Annotated in this window: 11 protein-coding genes and 1 pseudogene; 4 read left to right on the top strand and 8 right to left on the bottom strand. The window is 72.6% G+C overall.

All coding sequences use genetic code 11. The features are described 5' to 3' along the window. Positions 1-304: 304 nt before the first annotated feature. Positions 305-976: a LuxR C-terminal-related transcriptional regulator gene (locus ACN20G_RS31130; RefSeq protein WP_424216584.1), complete on the top strand. Its 672-nt coding sequence runs from the start codon at positions 305-307 to the stop codon at positions 974-976. 39 nt (positions 977-1,015) lie between these two features. On the opposite strand, the gene ACN20G_RS31135 is transcribed toward ACN20G_RS31130, so the two are convergent. Genes ACN20G_RS31135 through ACN20G_RS31145 form a run of 3 tightly spaced genes read right to left on the bottom strand, consistent with a single transcriptional unit; the run spans position 1,016 to position 4,441 of the window. After that, positions 1,016-2,347, bottom strand: a complete 1,332-nt coding sequence (locus tag ACN20G_RS31135) for a sensor histidine kinase (RefSeq protein WP_424216585.1) — start codon at positions 2,345-2,347, stop codon at positions 1,016-1,018. Continuing rightward, positions 2,334-3,710 (bottom strand): FtsX-like permease family protein, encoded by a 1,377-nt coding sequence (locus ACN20G_RS31140; protein ID WP_424216586.1) that lies wholly within the window; start codon positions 3,708-3,710, stop codon positions 2,334-2,336. Before ACN20G_RS31140 ends, ACN20G_RS31135 begins: the two co-directional genes overlap by 14 nt. Then, positions 3,707-4,441, bottom strand: a complete 735-nt coding sequence (locus tag ACN20G_RS31145) for an ABC transporter ATP-binding protein (RefSeq protein ID WP_424217400.1) — start codon at positions 4,439-4,441, stop codon at positions 3,707-3,709. The genes ACN20G_RS31140 and ACN20G_RS31145 overlap by 4 nt, the downstream gene beginning before the upstream one ends. Before the next feature lie 197 nt (positions 4,442-4,638). Here ACN20G_RS31145 and ACN20G_RS31150 point away from each other — a divergent pair, with 197 nt between their 5' ends. Further along, on the top strand, positions 4,639-5,376 hold the full coding sequence (locus tag ACN20G_RS31150; RefSeq protein WP_424216587.1) for a 2-phosphosulfolactate phosphatase: 738 nt from the start codon (positions 4,639-4,641) through the stop codon (positions 5,374-5,376). Positions 5,377-5,757: 381 nt separating this feature from the next. Continuing rightward, the gene (locus ACN20G_RS31155; protein WP_424216588.1) at positions 5,758-7,107 is read left to right on the top strand and encodes an N-acetylmuramoyl-L-alanine amidase; all 1,350 of its coding nucleotides are present in this window, start codon (positions 5,758-5,760) and stop codon (positions 7,105-7,107) included. A 102-nt stretch (positions 7,108-7,209) separates the two neighbouring features. Here the strand turns inward: ACN20G_RS31155 and ACN20G_RS31160 are convergent, their stop codons facing one another. Continuing rightward, on the bottom strand, positions 7,210-7,551 hold the full coding sequence (locus ACN20G_RS31160) for a HopJ type III effector protein (protein WP_424216589.1): 342 nt from the start codon (positions 7,549-7,551) through the stop codon (positions 7,210-7,212). 289 nt (positions 7,552-7,840) lie between these two features. Between ACN20G_RS31160 and ACN20G_RS31165 the strand changes: the two genes are divergently transcribed. Beyond that, complete coding sequence (locus ACN20G_RS31165; RefSeq protein ID WP_424216590.1) at positions 7,841-8,833, top strand: trypsin-like serine peptidase; 993 nt, start codon at positions 7,841-7,843, stop codon at positions 8,831-8,833. Positions 8,834-8,903: 70 nt separating this feature from the next. Here the strand turns inward: ACN20G_RS31165 and ACN20G_RS31170 are convergent, their stop codons facing one another. The 4 genes and pseudogenes from ACN20G_RS31170 to ACN20G_RS31185 form a co-directional block, all read right to left on the bottom strand. Continuing rightward, positions 8,904-9,242 (bottom strand): 3-oxoacyl-ACP synthase III family protein, encoded by a 339-nt coding sequence (locus ACN20G_RS31170; protein WP_424216591.1) that lies wholly within the window; start codon positions 9,240-9,242, stop codon positions 8,904-8,906. Between the two features lie 150 nt (positions 9,243-9,392). After that, positions 9,393-9,473 (bottom strand): annotated as a pseudogene (locus tag ACN20G_RS31175) (hypothetical protein); the annotation flags it as partial. Positions 9,474-9,971: 498 nt separating this feature from the next. After that, positions 9,972-11,231 (bottom strand): Wadjet anti-phage system protein JetD domain-containing protein, encoded by a 1,260-nt coding sequence (locus tag ACN20G_RS31180; RefSeq protein ID WP_424216592.1) that lies wholly within the window; start codon positions 11,229-11,231, stop codon positions 9,972-9,974. Then, positions 11,215-15,438 (bottom strand): TIGR02680 family protein, encoded by a 4,224-nt coding sequence (locus tag ACN20G_RS31185; protein WP_424216593.1) that lies wholly within the window; start codon positions 15,436-15,438, stop codon positions 11,215-11,217. Before ACN20G_RS31185 ends, ACN20G_RS31180 begins: the two co-directional genes overlap by 17 nt. Between the last annotated feature and the right edge of the window lies 1 nt (position 15,439).

Genomic DNA, 15,439 nt, shown 5'->3' on the forward strand with positions numbered 1-15,439 from the left:
TTCTTATAGCGCCGCGATAGAGCTGTTCGTACTACCTGATTCCAGCCATTCGACATTCCGTCAACAATGCCCCGGCGCAGGTCAGAGCCCTCGATCCGCGACGCATTCCGCACCGGGCCGGCGGGTTCGCGCCGGCCGGCGGCCCGCGCCCATCCCCGTGACCGGCCCCGATCTCCCCCGGCCGGGCGAAAACGGGACTCGGCCGACGGCCGGCCGGTACGCGTCTGGCGCCCACCGGCCGGCCCGTGCCACCCGCGCCCGCCACGCGCGCGACCCGTGCCACCGGCCCCCCGATACTGGTCCGATGAACGCAACACCCCTGCGCGTGGTCCTCGCCGAGGACTCCGTGGTCCTGCGCGACGGCATGATCGAACTGCTCGGCGCGCGCGGCTGCGAGGTCCTCGCCGCCGTCGGCACCGCCCCCGCGCTGATCGCCGCCGTGACCGAGCACCGCCCCGACGTGGCCGTCGTCGACATCCGCATGCCGCCCACCCACACCGACGAGGGCATCCGAGCCGCCGTCGAGATCCGCGAGACCCTGCCCGGCACCGGCATCCTGGTCTTCTCCCAGCACGTGGAGACCACCTGGGCCTCCCGCCTGCTCGCCGGCGGGGCGACCGGCGTCGGCTACCTGCTCAAGGAACGCGTGGCCCGCACCTCCGAGTTCACCGACGCCCTGCACCGCGTCGCCGCCGGCGGCACCGCCCTGGACCCCGAGGTGGTCACCCGACTGCTGCGCGGGCCCCGCCGGGGCCCGGTGGACACCCTCACCCCCCGCGAGCGCGAGGTGCTGGACCTGATGGCGCAGGGGCATTCCAACCGCTCGATCGCCGGGCTGCTGGTGGTCTCGGAACGCGCGGTGGAGAAGCACGTCGCCGCCGTGTTCGCGAAATTCGGCCTGCACGCCTCGGAGAGCGACAACCGGCGGGTGAAGGCCGTGCTCGCCTACCTCACCGACACCACACCCGGCCCCTGACCCCGCCCCCCGGCCCGGCCCCGAGCCGGGGGGCGGGGCTCACAGGCGGGCCGGCAGGTCGACCCGGATCACGGTGGGCCCGCCGGGCGGGCTGTGCACCCGCAACTTCCCGTCCACGGCCGCGACCCGCTCGGCCAACCCGACCAGCCCCGTGCCCCCGACCCCGTCCGCACGCCCGCCCGCGCCCGGGTCGAGGGTCGCGCCGCCGTGCCCGTCGTCGCGGACCGTCAGCCGCACCCGCCCGTCCCCGACCGTCACGGCGAGGCCGGCCGTGCGGGCCCCGCTGTGCCGGGAGACGTTGGTGAGCAGTTCGGCCGCGCAGTGGTACACCGCGTGCTCGATCGCCGGATCGGCCCGTTCCCGCAGGTCGAGCCGGAGCTCCACCGGCACCCCGGCCCCGTCGGCCAGCCCCGGCAGGGCCTCGCCCAGACCGGCGTCGAGGGCCGCCGGGTGGATGCCCCGGGTCAGCCGGCGCAGTTCGGTGATCGTGTCCTCGGTCTGCCCGCGCGCCCGGTCCACCAGCGTGCGCAGGCGCCCCGCGTCGGGCCCGGCGCCGTCACCGGGTGTGGCGTCGGCGAGGGCGTCCTCGGCGAGCGAGAGGGTGATGGCCAGGGCCACGAGCCGGGCCTGGGTGCCGTCGTGCAGGTCCCGTTCCAGCCGGCGCAGCCGGTCGGTGTTCTCCGCGAGCAGCACCGACCGGGCCGACTCCAGCGCCCGCACCCGTCCCTCGTCCCCGATCGGCCCCAACAACCCCCGGGCCAAGGCCCGGTTCACCCGTGCGAAGAGCCGCACGGCGGCCGGCACACAGGCCCACACCGCGATCCCGAGCGGCACCCCCACCAGATCCAGCCCGCCGACGGGCCGGGGTCCCGGCTCCAGCAGCCTCACCCACACCGGGTACCCCACCAGCCACAGGCCGGCGGGCGGGAGCAGCACGGCGGCCACGAACCCGAGCACCCCCAACGGCAGCCGCGCCCCCAGGTAGAGCAGCGCCCGCCAGGCCACGGCGTCCCCCAGCACCGCCCGTCCCCGCGCCCACATCCCGACCGGCCGGACCGGGGCGGCCGGGTCCGCCGGCCCCTCCCCCAGCAGCCGGCCCACCCACCGGCGGTGCACGGCGCCCAGGGCACGCGCCCCCGACAGCCCGAGCACCAGGAACGGCAACCCGAGCACCGTCAAGGACAACAGGGCGCCCGCGTACCCCACCGCCAGCGCGTACACCCCGCCGAGCAGCGCGAACGGCAGGCCCGCGACGGCGAACAGCCACTCCCCCGCCGAGACGCGAAACCACCCGTGCCGAGCGCGACCGGCCCCGCTCCCGCCCGCGCCGCCTTCCTCCCCCGGCGTCCGGGGCCGCTCAGTCACGGCCACCGGCCACGAGCTCCGCCGCCGGCCCCCGGACCGCGCGCACCCCCGTGAGCAACACCGCCGGCACGGTGAGCAGCGCCGCGCCCGCGACGATCCACCCGCACGTGCCCGCCGACACCACCGGCAGCGCCGACCCCGTCACCGCGCGGGCGAACGCGCCGGCGCACGCCGACGCGACCAGCCCGCCGAGCAGCACGCCCACCACCGTCGTGACCACCGACTCCACCGCCAACATCCGCAGCAGCCGCCCCCGGGTCGCGCCGATCAGACGCAGCAGGGCGAATTCGCGGCGCCGGTCGGCGGTCACCGCCACCAGGGTGTTCACGGTGGACACGGCCGCGAAGCAGACCAGCAGGCCCAGTTCCGCCTGCCGGAGCCAGACGTCGGTGGCGGAGGCCGCGCCGGTCGCGGCGCCCGCCGCCCGTTCCGCTGTGGTCGTCATGATCGTCATCGTGCCGGCCAGGCCCACGAGCAGCGCGGGCGGCACCACCGCCGAGGCCAACCGGCGCGCGTACCCCCGCAGGTTCGCGTCCGCGAGCCATCCCGTGCCCGGCGACAGCAGCCGCACCGGCCCCGCCACGACCCACGACAACGCCCGCGCGAGAAACGGGCCGGCGAGGGCCACCGCGACCAACAGCACCAGCGCCCCCAACAGGGCCGCCTGCCCCGCCTTGTCGGCCTCCGCCGCCGGCCGCGTCGCCGCCACCCGCAGCAACAGCCCGCCCCCGACCGCCACCGCGAGCCCCGCGAGCAGCCGCCACGCGCCTGTCCGCGCGTGCTCACCGGAGGCCGCCGACAGCGCGGCGGCGGGCGCGATCCGGGTGATCCGCCGCGCCGCCGGCGCCGCCGCGACCACCCCGACGAGCAGCGCCGCGCCCCAGGCCGCCGACGCCGGCACCACAGTCCACGGGATCCGCGCCTGCCCGGCCGCCATCCCCCGGTCCCGCAACGCGTCCAGGAACCACCGGGCCGCGCCCGTCCCGGCCGCCGCCCCCGGCAGCGCCACCACCGCCACCACCGCCAGGACCTGCCGGCGCACCAGCCGCCGGGCCTGCCGGGGCGTGGCCGCGATCGTGCGCAACAGGGCCAGTTCCCCGTGCTGCCGGCGCACGGCGAAGCCCAGCGCGCCCGCCACCGTGAAGAACGCGACGAGCACCGCGAGCTCGCCGAAGACCCCCGCGATCACCGTCAGTCCCGGCCCCGCCACTGCCGCGCGGACCTCCGCCGGGGTCGCCAGGTCGGCCGCGAGCAGGGAACCGAACAGGGTCACCGAGGCCACCGCCAGGAACAGCGCGGCGGCCGAGCCCACGAAGGCGGCCGGCCGCCGCCCCATCTGCCCCAGGGCCACGGACCACACCGCGCTCACCCGCCCCACCGGGCGAGCCGTTCGGCGACCCCGGCGGCCGTGGGCCGCTCCACCTCGTCCACGAGCAGGCCGTCGGCGAGCACCAGCACCCGGTCCGCGTACCCGGCGGCCACCGGATCGTGGGTCACCATGACGCAGGTCCCGCCGTCCCGGTCCACGCCCTCCCGCAACAGGGCCAGGACCTCGTGGCCGGTCGTCCGGTCCAGGGCCCCGGTCGGCTCGTCCGCGAACAGCACGCGGGGCCGCGAGACCAACGCACGGGCGATCGCGACCCGCTGCTGCTGTCCGCCGGACAACTGCCCCGGGCGGTGCCGCTCCCGGCCCGCCAACCCGACCCGGGCCAGGGCGTCGAGGACCGCCGCCCGCTCCGGCCGGCGGCCCGCGAGCCGACCCGGCAGCTCCACGTTCTGCGCCGCCGTCATCGCCGGCATCAGGTTGAACGCCTGGAACACGAAGCCCACCCGCTCGCGGCGCAACGCGGCCAACCGCCGCTCGGGCAGCCGCGAGACCTCCGTGTCCCCCCACCACACCGAGCCCCGGCCCGGCCGGTCCATGCCCGCCAAGCAGTGCAGCAACGTGGTCTTGCCCGAGCCCGAGGGCCCCATCACCGCGGTGAACGTGCCCGGCGCGAACGCCACCGACACCCCGCGCAGGGCCCGGACCGCCGCCGCGCCCCGCCCGTACGCGCGGTACAGGCCCTCCGCGCGGGCGGCGGGCTCCCGCGGCTCCATCGTTCCCGTTCCCGTGCCCGGGTCCGTACGGGTCCACCCCGTCGTATCGCTGTCCATGGCCCCATCCTGGGCGGGCCCGGCGGGTCGCACGATGGTGCGGCCACCCGGACCGGGGTGCGGAAAACCGAACCCCCGGCGACCGGGGCCCACCGGAAAACCAGTGGGGCGGGCGACGCCGCTTCGCGATCATGCGGGGCATGGACTCCCGATTCCTCGGCATCCCCGAGCTGACCGACACCCCGTCCACCGCCGTCGTCGTCGACGTCATGCGCGCGTTCACCACGGCCGCGTGGGCCTTCCACCGCGGCGCGGAACGGATCCTCCTGGCCGAGTCCCGCGAGGAGGCCCTGGCCCTCAAGGCCGCCGGGCCGGACCGGCTCGCCCTCAAGGACGGCCCGCCTGCCCCCGGCTTCGACCTCGTCAACTCACCCGGCCTGCTGCGGGGTTCGCGGGTGCGGGGGCGCACGATCGTGCAGAAGACCACCGCCGGCACCGTCGGGGCCCTCGCCGTCAAGGACGCCTCCCTCGTGCTGTGCGCGAGCTTCACGGTGGCCCGCGCCACGGCCGACCTGCTGCGGGCCCGCGCCGCCGACCGCGTCACCTACGTCGTGACCGGCGAGGACGGCCGGGCCGCCGAGGACCTGGCCTGCGCCCGACACATCGCGGCCCTCGCCGCCGGCCACGACCCCGACCCGGCCGGCGCCCTCGGCGAGGCCGCCCGGTCCCGCGCCGCCGACGAACTCGCCCGGGGCGTGCGCGAGGGCGCGCACCCCGAGGACATCGCCCTCTGCCTCGAACTCGACCGCTTCCCCTTCGCGATGGTCGCGCGGATGGAGGACGGCCGTATGACCCTGCGTCCCCATCCGCTCCCCGCCCCCGACCCGCACGGATCAGGTCAAGACGCCGATCGGTTTCGGTCAGACGCGGACGGGTGATCCGCGACGGGCCCGCGTGAGCACCGCCGAGGCGCCCCGACCCGACACGCCGTCAGCACGGCACCGGAACGGCCCGGTTCACCCGTTCCGGCGCTCCCCCGATCGCCGGGGTGACGCCGCCGACCTGCGGAAACGCGGTCCGGGAGCGAGCCGGACGGGCACCGGGCGCGGTGGGACGCATGGGACCATGTGGGACGAGAGATGCCAGGGGGGCATTTCCGTTCCGGATGGCCCGTGTTCCGGACATCCCGCACCTCATCCCGCTTCGGACCATTCGCGCACCCACTCACGCCCACCGGCGGACGCCGCGCCCCCACGCCCGTCCGCACCGGTGACTCGGCGCGCCCCGGCAGACCCCGGGCGCTCGGGGGAGGAACCACCATGAACAGCCGCACCACCCACCGCACCACCGGCCGCGCCCGCGCCCGGGTTCCCGCCGTCACCCTCGGCGCGCTCGTGCTCGCCGTCCCGCTGCTCGCCGCCGGCCCGGCGCACGCGACCGGCACCGGCACCGGCACCGACGCCGGAGCCGCCTCGGCCCTCGCGAGCGCGGGCGCCGTGCGGCAGGTCGGCGCCGCCGACCGGGCCGCGATCGTCGACACCGCCCTCACCGACCGCGCCGGCCGCCCGGGCACAGCGCTCCGCGCCGGCGCCCTGACCCTGACCGGCCGGCCCTTCACCTCCGTCGGACTGAGCTGGGCCAAGGGCGCGCCCGAGGCCGACGCGTTGGCCGTGGAGGTCCGGGTCCGGCGGGCGGGGGCCTGGGGCCCGTGGCGCCCGGTGGCCCTGGAACGCGAGGAGGGCCTGTCCGAGGAGGCCCGACGCGACGGCGCGCCCGCCCTGCACACCGGGGCGGCGGACGGCATCGGCCTGCGGATCGCGTCGGGCGACGCGCCGCTCCCGGCCGACCTGCGGCTCTCCCTGATCGACGTCTCCGCCCTCACCCCGACCGCGCCCCTCACCCCCGCGCGCACGCTCGGCGCACGGGCCACCGGCGTCCGCGCCGCCGCCCCGGCCCGCACGACCGCCGTGCCGCTGCCCGCCGTGCACCCGCGCGCCGACTGGGGCGCCGACGAGACCCTCGCCGACCCCGGGCACAAGCTCCAGGCCGGCGTGAAGTCCCTGTTCGTGCACCACACCGTGGTCGGCAACAACGACTACACGCCCGAGCAGGTCCCGGAGATCGTCAACGGGATGTACGTGCACCACATCCGCAACCTCGGCTACGGCGACTTCCCGTACCACTTCGTCGTGGACCGCTTCGGCGGCATCTGGGAAGGCCGCCGGGGCTCGACCGTCGCCGCGCCCGGCACCGCCGTGCCGGCCGTCCTCGGCGGACACGTGCAGGGCTTCAACACCAACTCGGTGGGCATCGCGATGCTCGGCAACTTCGAACCAAACAACGCGGAGGGCGGCGCGGACACCGGCCCGGACCCGCGCCCGACCCCGGCCGCCGTGGCGGCGCTCACGGACCTGGCCGCGTACGAGGCCGCGACGTACGGCCTGGATCCGCTGGGCACGACCACCCTGGTGTCGGCCGGCGGGGGCGGCACGAACCCGCACCCCAAGGGCACGGTGCTGAGCGTGCCCGTGCTCACCGACCACCGGGAGGTCAACGCGACCGCGTGCCCGGGCGCCGGGATGCACGAGCTGCTGCCGGTGGTCCGCGCGGCGGTCGCCCAACGCCTCGCGCACCCGGGCCCCGCGGACCCGGACACCCCCCGGTCCTGAGCACGGGACGACCCTGAACGGCTGCCCGTGCTCCCGGCCCGCCCCGGCCGGGAGCACGGGGCCGTGACGGCATCGTGGCGCGCGCGAGCGCCGGGGGGGGGCTCAGCCCTTGCGCGTGAGCGGCTCCCCGTCGAACTTCACGCCCGCCAGACCGTGGACGACGAGGTTGCGGATGTTGCCGTGGTCGGTGTCCTGCGGCGTCGCCACCACCTTGCGGTAGTGCTCGCCGAAGGCCAGCAGGGCCTCCTGGTCGCTCAGACCCTCCAGCACGGCCAGGCCCAGCGTCTTGCAGGAGCCCTCGTTCTCGCCGGCCGCGTTCTCCGCCTCGCCGTTGCGGAAGGCCGTCGGCCGGTACTCGTAGTGCTCGGCGACGAAGGCCAGCGTGGCGGCGAACTCGTGCGCGCCCGAGGCGAGGCTCGTGCGCAGCGCGTCCAGATCGGTCATGGTGTGTCCCTCGGTTCGGACGGACGATCCCCTTGCCGTCCGTGACCGCACGACGATACCCGCCGCCGCCCGGCGGCCGAGCGCGGGGCCGCGCCGCCCGGGAACGCCCAGGAGGGCACGGGCCCCGGCCAAACACTGGCCGGAACCGACCGAACGTTCGAACGTGCGCTGACATCTCGCGCCCCGCGTGCGACCCTGCTCCCGTTCCGCACCGACAGCACTTCACCCCCACCCTGCCCGAGGGCCGCGCCGATCCGGCCGCGCCCGGGCACGGCAGAAGGAGTCCTGCGTGAATCGACAGCAGACGGCATCGGTCCTCCTCGCGGCCGGCGCCCTCGTCACCGGCGCGCTCGCCGCCGCCGGCCCCGCCGCCGCGAGCCCGGCCGACGGGCCCGCCGCCGCCCCCGCCACGTCCTTCCGGCAACAACACGACCCGGGGTTCTGGACCGCCGAACGGATGCGCGGCGCCACCCCGTTGGACGCCCCGGCAGCCGCCTCCACCCGCACCCCCGTCGCCGCGACGGGCCGCACCACCACCATCGCCCCGACCACCCCCGCGGCCCCCGCGCCCGGCCCGGCCGGCGCTCTGGCCCCGACCGCGTTCCCGCAGGCCGGCGGGGCCTGGACGGGCGGCGGCGCGGTCGTGAAGACCTCCGGCCGGGTGTTCTTCACGATGGGCGACCGCACCGCGTCCTGCTCCGGCGACTCGATCACGAGCGCCAACGGCAGCACCGTCGTCACCGCCGGGCACTGCGTGAAGTACCAGGGCGCCTGGCACACCAACTGGGTGTTCGTCCCCGCCTACGCCAACGGCCAGGCCCCGTACGGGCAGTGGTCGGCGACGAAGACCCTGGCCACGGACCAGTGGGCCGCGAGCGAGGACATGAACCACGACGTGGGCCTCGCCGTCGTCGCCCCGCTGAACGGGCGCAAGCTCGCCGAGGTCGTCGGCGCCCAGGGCATCCGCTTCAACGGCGGCTACAACAAGCGCATGTACTCCTTCGGCTTCCCCGCCGCCGCCCCCTACGACGGCACCAAGCTCGTGTACTGCTCGGGCAACAGCTCCAAGGACTTCCTGCTCACCAAGGACCACGGCCTCGGCTGCGACATGACGGGCGGCTCCAGCGGCGGCCCCTGGTTCCAGGACTTCGACGAGGCCACGGGCCTGGGCACCCAGGTCTCGGTGAACAGCTTCGGCTACAACTTCCTGCCCAACCGCATGTTCGGCCCCTACTTCGGCGACGAGGCGAAGGCGGCGTACGACAAGGCCCAAACCCCCTGACCCACCCCAACCCCCCGACCCGGAGGGGCGGACCCCGTGCGACGGGCCCGCCCCTCCGGGTCGGGGCCGGTCAGGGTTGGCGCAGGCAGAGGGTGCCCCAGTGGAAGCCGGCGCCGATGCCGCACAGGGCGTAGGTGTCGCCCGGGCGGAGGGCGCCGGCGCGGGCCGTGTGGTGGAGGGCCGTGAAGAGGCCGGCCGCGCCCGTGTTGCCGAGGCGGTCCAGGGTGAGGGGGGCGCGGTCGGCCGGGATGTCCAGGCGGCGCAGCGTTTCGGCGAGGATGTTGGCGTTGGCCTGGTGGAAGAACCAGTGGTCGACGTCGGTGGGGGTCAGGCCCGCGCGGCGGGTGGCGTGGGTGATGCTCTGCGGGAGTCTGGTGGTGGCCGTGTCCCAGACGGCGGGGCCGTCCATGGAGACGTAGTGGGCGCCGGCGGCGAGGGTGTCGGCGGTGGTGGGCAGGCGGGAGCCGCCGCCGGGGATGGTGACCGCGTGCGAGAGGCGGGAGCCGATGTCGTGGGCGAGGAGTCCGGCGCCCTCGGTGTCGGCGCGGGTGAGGACGACGGCCGCGGCGGCGTCGCCGAAGAAGACGCCGCCGGTGCGGTCGGTGGGGCGGATGACGCGGGAGGCACAGTCGGCGCCGATGACGAGGACACCTGATCCGTTCCGAAGCCGTCTACGGCGTGGAGCAGGCCAGCGGCCGCGCCGGGCCCGGCGGAGCCGCGCTCCTCGAACTCACCCTCCGTCCGCTGCCCGCGCTGGAGCGCGAGAACTACCCCATCGAACGCGTCCGACTTGTTGTCCGGCCCGACCAGACGGTGCGCGCCTTTCCCGCTCGGCTCGGTCGCCCGTCTCTTCAAGCATCGAAACCTGGCACCCCTGAAGAACTTGTGCCTGCAGTACCCCGGCGACGACCCGGCCCTGCGGTGGATCCCCGAGGGCGGACTCGAACCGTTGATCACGCTCGTCCACCGACATCTGCTGCACGAAGAGGCATGGCGCCGCACCGGCACCTGGCCGACCGCAGACGCTCCGCACGGTGAGCCCTCCCACGGCATCCACCTGATGGCCGAGGCACCGTCCTCTCGGACAGCCGGGACGCACACACGGCAGCCCAGCACGGCACCCCGCCGTGCGAGAACGTCAAGTGAGGACGCTTCTGAGGTGAGTGTGCAGGCAGGGGAGGACGAGCTCGTGTAGGCCCTCCTGTTCGCAGCGGTAGCCTTTGTTGTCGGCGATGGCGCGGGCCAGTGGGCGAAACGCTTCCGGTGCCGTGACGGTCAGTGTCTCTGCCTGTTCGCGCCAGGCGGCGAGTGCCTCGTCCTCCTCCTCCAACATGTATCCAGCTGCGTACAGTTCGGGGGTCATGCCGATGGGGGTGATGGTGCGGCCGCTCTTGGCGCTGAGTTTCGCGATGATGTCGATGCCGGGTGGATCGAGGTCGCCCCAGGCTGTCACCGGGATGTCTGGCAGACGCGTGAGGAACATGACGAGCGCCTCTGAGGCGTAGCCCTCCATCCAGATGCAGAGCCATTCTTCGGGAACGCTGGTGCGGCTGAGTGCCTGAAACGTCTCCTGGTTCTCGATCAGCAGCACGCCGACGGCGGCAACGTCGAGGGCGCCCTGGGTGGCGGCAGCTTTGCCGGGGACGTCGACGAACGGCCGCGCGGCGGCAGCGTCCGCGACCAGGCTGTCGAGCCGCCAGCTGGCCGGGCCGAGCATCCGGATTCCGGTGTCGGCGGTGTAGACCGCCTGGTCGAAAGGCAGGCCGATCACGTTACTGAAGGCGTTCTTGGCCGGTTGCGTCCACCTCTTGCTTCCGCCCAGCGCGCGCACGGCGAGCTCACGTTCGGCGAACTTCCACTGGCGGGACTGTCCTTGGAACCATTCGGCGGCCGCGCTGAGCGCGGCATTGTAGGTCGCCCAAGTGCGTGTCGCTGCCGTGGAGTTCTCGGGCGGTAGCCAGGACGAGGGATCGGTCAAGGCCGTGAGCAGTGCGAGTTCCCTCTCCAGCTCGGGGACCCCGGTGAGGCGCTCGGCCAGAGTGGTCCGCGCATGGTGGATGCGGTGCTTTTTTACGATTCTGCGGTATCGGGCCTGGCCTCGTTTGGTCAGAAGAGGGCCGTCCACGCCGATCAGCAGCTGGCGCAGCGGGAGTGCGTATGCGCCCTCCAAGAGGGCCTTGTTCATCTGGTCAAGGAGCACGTAGGGGCCGCTCAGGCTCTTCGTGCCGAACAAGTCCACCAGGTCGGCCCGTTCCCGTGATGTCAGGGGCAGTCTCATCTTGCGGTCGAGCCCGCCTCCGTTGGCGATCCGGCGGCGCAGGGCCGCGCAGAACGCCTCTCCACCCGGTGTACCGGCCCAGTGCTCCAGCCCCGGGGGGAGTTCACCCCTTCTCGTCATCGGCCGCATCCTCGTCGTCGAAGGTGTAGTCGCCGTTGTCGGCCTCAGTCACCTCGTCCTCCGCGAACTCCTCGTCGAGAAGGTCCTCTTCGTCATCCCAGTCGAGGCCCATGTCCAAGGAGGTGTCCTGGCGCAGGGCAGGGTCCGGCAGGGCGTGCCGCTCGGCGCCATCCCACAGGATCGGGGTGGTCAGCACGCCGGGCAGGCCCGAGTGCCGAAAGAGCTGGTACGTGGCCACTTTGGGGACCTCTTGGTGGAAACCCCATTCGTCATGGCTGGCCAGGACCACATCCAGGTCGAGCTGTGTGAGCAGCCCCATGCACCGCCCCCGCATTTTGGTGTCGATGCCGGCGAATGCCTCATCGAGGTAGATGGGGCGGGGCGCGGTCGCTGCTGCACCCTGGTAGTGAGCAGCTGCAGCGACGAACAAGGGCAGTTGGAGTGCGACGGCCTGTTCGCCGCCGGACCCTCGTTGCTGCTTCTGGTCGGTGAGATTGGTCCAGCTTTGGTCGGGGCCGGCCTTGTGACGGATACGGATGCGGCTCCAGGCCCGGTAATCGAGGGCTTCGCGCAGGTGCGTACGCCAGTCCGCACCGCTCTCGTTGTCCCGGGCGGTCTCCACTCGCTCGACGAGAAAGCGGATGAGCCGCTCACGCGCGCCCTCGGACAGGTGCTCGCTCGACTGCCCGTCCAGGGAATCCAGGGCGTCCAGCACGTCCTGGTCCTGGTTCGGGTCGGGTTCCCAGATGAGCTTCATGAGGTGTCCGGAGGACGTGGGCACCTGTTGCAGCAAGGTGTTCATGTGCTCGATGAGACTCTTCGCTCGGGCACGTCGGCGCCGGAGGTGATCACCGAGCCGCCCCAGCAGAACCTCAGTGAACAGTCCGTGCTCCTCGTCGCTCAAGTAGCTGCGACGGGTGTGGATCTCGTTGGCCATGATGTCCTGCGCCTCGGGGACGCTGCGGTTCTCGCCGTTGTGCAGGAGAGTGACCAGGAACAACGTGCCGTCGTATGTGGCGCGAGGCCGCCAGTCCGGTCCGTCGAGTTCGGACTGCAAGAGTCTGAACTGGGTGTCGGTGTCGGTGCGTGCCTCGTTGAGTGCTGCTTCACTCCAGGGTTCGTCGGCCAGTTGGGACACTGCGGTCCGGGCCTGCGCCTCGATCTCCGTGAGACCGTCGGTGCCGGCGGTGTTCACGCCCGCCAGCTCGAGATAGCCGTGGTCACCCAGTCGGCGATAGTTCTTCACCGCGTTTTCGTATTGCTCGTCGAGTGCTGTGCACTCCTTCGTTGCAGTGTCGACGGCGCCGATCAGGATGCCGACCTGTTCGGACGTCTGTGTGGACTTGATGTGATTGTCCTCCAGTGCGTCCTTTGCCGCGGAGAGTTCCTTGGTGGCTGCGGCGAGGTCGGCGAGGACCTTCTCCACGTCGGCGCCGACCAGGTCCGTCCTCACCTTGAGCTGTTCCTTTCTGTCTCCGAGATCGGTGTGGGCTTCGACGAGTTCCTGTACGCGCTTCTGGAGCTGAGCGGAGATCTCGATGAGGCGGCGTCCGGAGCGGTGTGCGCTCTGGCTCCGCGCGAGGTGTTCCTTGGCGGCGTGGAAGAGGCCGGTGACGCTGTTGGTGTAGCGGGTCAGGGACTGCTGTTCCTCAAGAATGTAGGCGTGGTCGGGGCGTACGCCTCGGGGGCGGGCATAGTCGCCGAGTTGACGCTCGGCGTCCTGGCACTCCTCCCACAGCCCGTGTTTGTACGTCTGCGCCTGCTGTGTCTCCCGTTCGAGCTCGCTCAGCAACGCGCGTGCTCCGTCGAGTGCGCGCCATGCCTCTCGCACCGGGCGGTCCTTTTCCCGGGTCTCGGCGCACTCGGTGTCCAACTGGTCCAGTCGCCCGCGGGTGCCGGCGATCTGAGCGTCGAGTTCGGTGATGCTCGCGTCCAGCGCGTGCAGTTGCAGGTCCAGGGCTTCCAGCCGCCGCTTGCGTTCCGCGGCCCTCGCCGTTGCACCGATGTAGGCGGCGGGAGGGCCTGTCGTTCGGCCATGGACGGCGCCGATGCGCCAGGTGCCGTCCGCTCCGACGCGCATGGAGTGGGGGTGTGTGGTGTCCTGGTCGTCCAGAGCGATCGAGCTGAGGATGCGCTGGGTTACGGCCGCCGGGACCAGCGGGTGTTCGATGGGCTGGATGACGTCGAGTATGGAGCGTGCCGGTGCCTCCCGCTCGTCCAACGCGATGAGCACGGTCTCCAGTGTGTCGCGGGAGAGAGCCCTGCCGTCACTGGTGACCCAGGCATCGAGCAGACCGGCTCCGAGTAGCGCGGCTTCGAGTTGTGCCGCCTGGTGATCCGTCACCCTCGGTGCGAACTCCAACAGCTTCCACAGGGGCGCGCCGTCGCCGAGCTCAGCCTTCCGCGCGCGGCGCGGGGTGAAGGGGGCCGGAGGCGGGGGGTCCTTCTCGGCGGCGACGCCGGCGCGCTCCGCAGTGAGCTCCCGATGCTTCGCTTGGAGCTCCTTTCGGGACCCCTTCTGCTCGGCAAGTGTGGCGTTCAGCGCCCCTTCGACGTGCCGGGCCTCGGCTGCGATCAACTCGGCCAAATTTCGGGCGGCGTCCTTGCCCAAGACAGGTACGGCCGCAAGTAGGTCACTCAACTGCTTTTCCGTCAGTCGGAGTTGTCGGCACTTTTCAGACCATTCGACGAGGAAGGCGCACAGCTCACGGGTGCTCTGTGCCAGGCTCTCCTCGTACCCGGCACAGGTTTGTTTGGCCGTGTCGAGACGTTCGACCAGGCGGGAGCACAGTTCACCCGCTGAATCATGTTTTCGATGCGCCTCTTTCACGCCCTCGGCGAGCTTGGCCGCTCGGGAAAGGATCTTCGTGCGTGAGCTCACATGGCCCATGAGGGTGTCCCGGGCCGTCTCGGGGGTGCGGCGGACGGCCTCCCGCTGATCGCGGTGTACGACTTCCAGGGTGGTGACGGCCGCACACTGGTCGGCCCACTGATCCGCGGCGTTCAGCTGCTGGAGAGCCGTCTCCAGCTCGCCCTGTTCCCTCTCGTCTTCGTCCGCGGCCTTGTCACGGCCCTCGACCGCCTCCTCATGCCGTTCCTTGGCCTTGCGCAGCAGTTCCTCGGCCGCGGTCACCTGCTTCTGCAGTGCGCCGATCAGCCCATGCTGCTCCATCTCTGGACTGTTTTTCAGTTCGTTGACACGGGTCTGCAGGGTGTTGCTGTGCAGCTGGAGACGATGACGCTCAGTCCCAAGTTGATGCACCCGGTCGCGCGCCCCGGCGAGTTCGTCGGCCTTCGCACGCTGAGTCCGGTGCGCGGCACTGCGCCGTGTTCCGGTGGCGACCAGACCCCCGGCTTCACTGCGCACAATCCGCCGGGCCAGTTGACCGTAGAAGGACAAGAACGTGTCCACATGGCCCTTGTTGCGGACCAGGGCCTGCAATTCCTCACGCTCGCGCGCGAGTTCATCGAACTTTCCGGCGAGGTCTTCCAGAACCAGGCTGCTGACGGGTGGCAGGCCATCTCTGAGTAGCTGACTCAGCTTGGCCACCGTCAGGTCCTCGCTCAACTTGGGCCGGCGCAGTGTCAGTAGAAGATCGACGAGCGCGAGGAGCCTGGACGAGGAGAATCCGAAGAGGCGTGCGGCGAGCGCCTCACGGTAGTGCTTGGCCCTTTCGTGAACGTCCTCCTTGCCTAGGACCTCTTCCAACTGGACGCGGTTACGAGGCCGCCGGTCGTCGTCGTAGAGGGAGAAGTCGTCCCCCACGCGCTGGGACGTGGTGAAGAACCACTTGTCCCGCAGCGCCTGTTTGCCTGACGCCAGCGCGTGCACGCCGATACCGACCGTCAGATACTCGAACTCGCCGGACTCGGTGACGCGGCCGTATTCCGTCCACACATAGCTGATCCGCTGCGCGTGCCCTCGGTACAGGACGTTGTCGCGCATGGAACGTGCCGCGTTGCCGAAGGGGTCCATGCGGCGAGCGCTCAGAATGCCGTCGAGCAGGAGCGGGCTGGTGACCTCCAGCGCCTTGGTCTTACCGCTTCCGTTGTGGCCACGCAGGATCAGCTTCCCGCCGTAGAAGAAGAACACCTGCTCGTCGTACTCCCAGATGCCGAGAAGTCCCATGCGCAGGGGCTGGAAGCGCTCGCGCTCGGGTATCGGCAGACCGCCGTCGAGGAGCTGTTGCAGGGCGGGGTCGGGCACC

It is taken from the genome of Streptomyces dryopteridis (genome assembly GCF_049606955.1).
In the GTDB taxonomy this organism is placed as follows: domain Bacteria; phylum Actinomycetota; class Actinomycetes; order Streptomycetales; family Streptomycetaceae; genus Streptomyces.

What these genes read in the sequence shown, in the direction of transcription:
- ACN20G_RS31130 (WP_424216584.1), top strand. Translation starts at nt 305, where the DNA reads ATGAACGCAACACCCCTGCGCGTGGTCCTCGCCGAGGACTCCGTGGTC.
- ACN20G_RS31145 (WP_424217400.1), bottom strand. Translation starts at nt 4,441, where the DNA reads ATGGAGCCGCGGGAGCCCGCCGCCCGCGCGGAGGGCCTGTACCGCGCG.
- ACN20G_RS31150 (WP_424216587.1), top strand. Translation starts at nt 4,639, where the DNA reads ATGGACTCCCGATTCCTCGGCATCCCCGAGCTGACCGACACCCCGTCC.
- ACN20G_RS31155 (WP_424216588.1), top strand. Translation starts at nt 5,758, where the DNA reads ATGAACAGCCGCACCACCCACCGCACCACCGGCCGCGCCCGCGCCCGG.
- ACN20G_RS31160 (WP_424216589.1), bottom strand. Translation starts at nt 7,551, where the DNA reads ATGACCGATCTGGACGCGCTGCGCACGAGCCTCGCCTCGGGCGCGCAC.
- ACN20G_RS31170 (WP_424216591.1), bottom strand. Translation starts at nt 9,242, where the DNA reads ATGGACGGCCCCGCCGTCTGGGACACGGCCACCACCAGACTCCCGCAG.
- ACN20G_RS31180 (WP_424216592.1), bottom strand. Translation starts at nt 11,231, where the DNA reads ATGACGAGAAGGGGTGAACTCCCCCCGGGGCTGGAGCACTGGGCCGGT.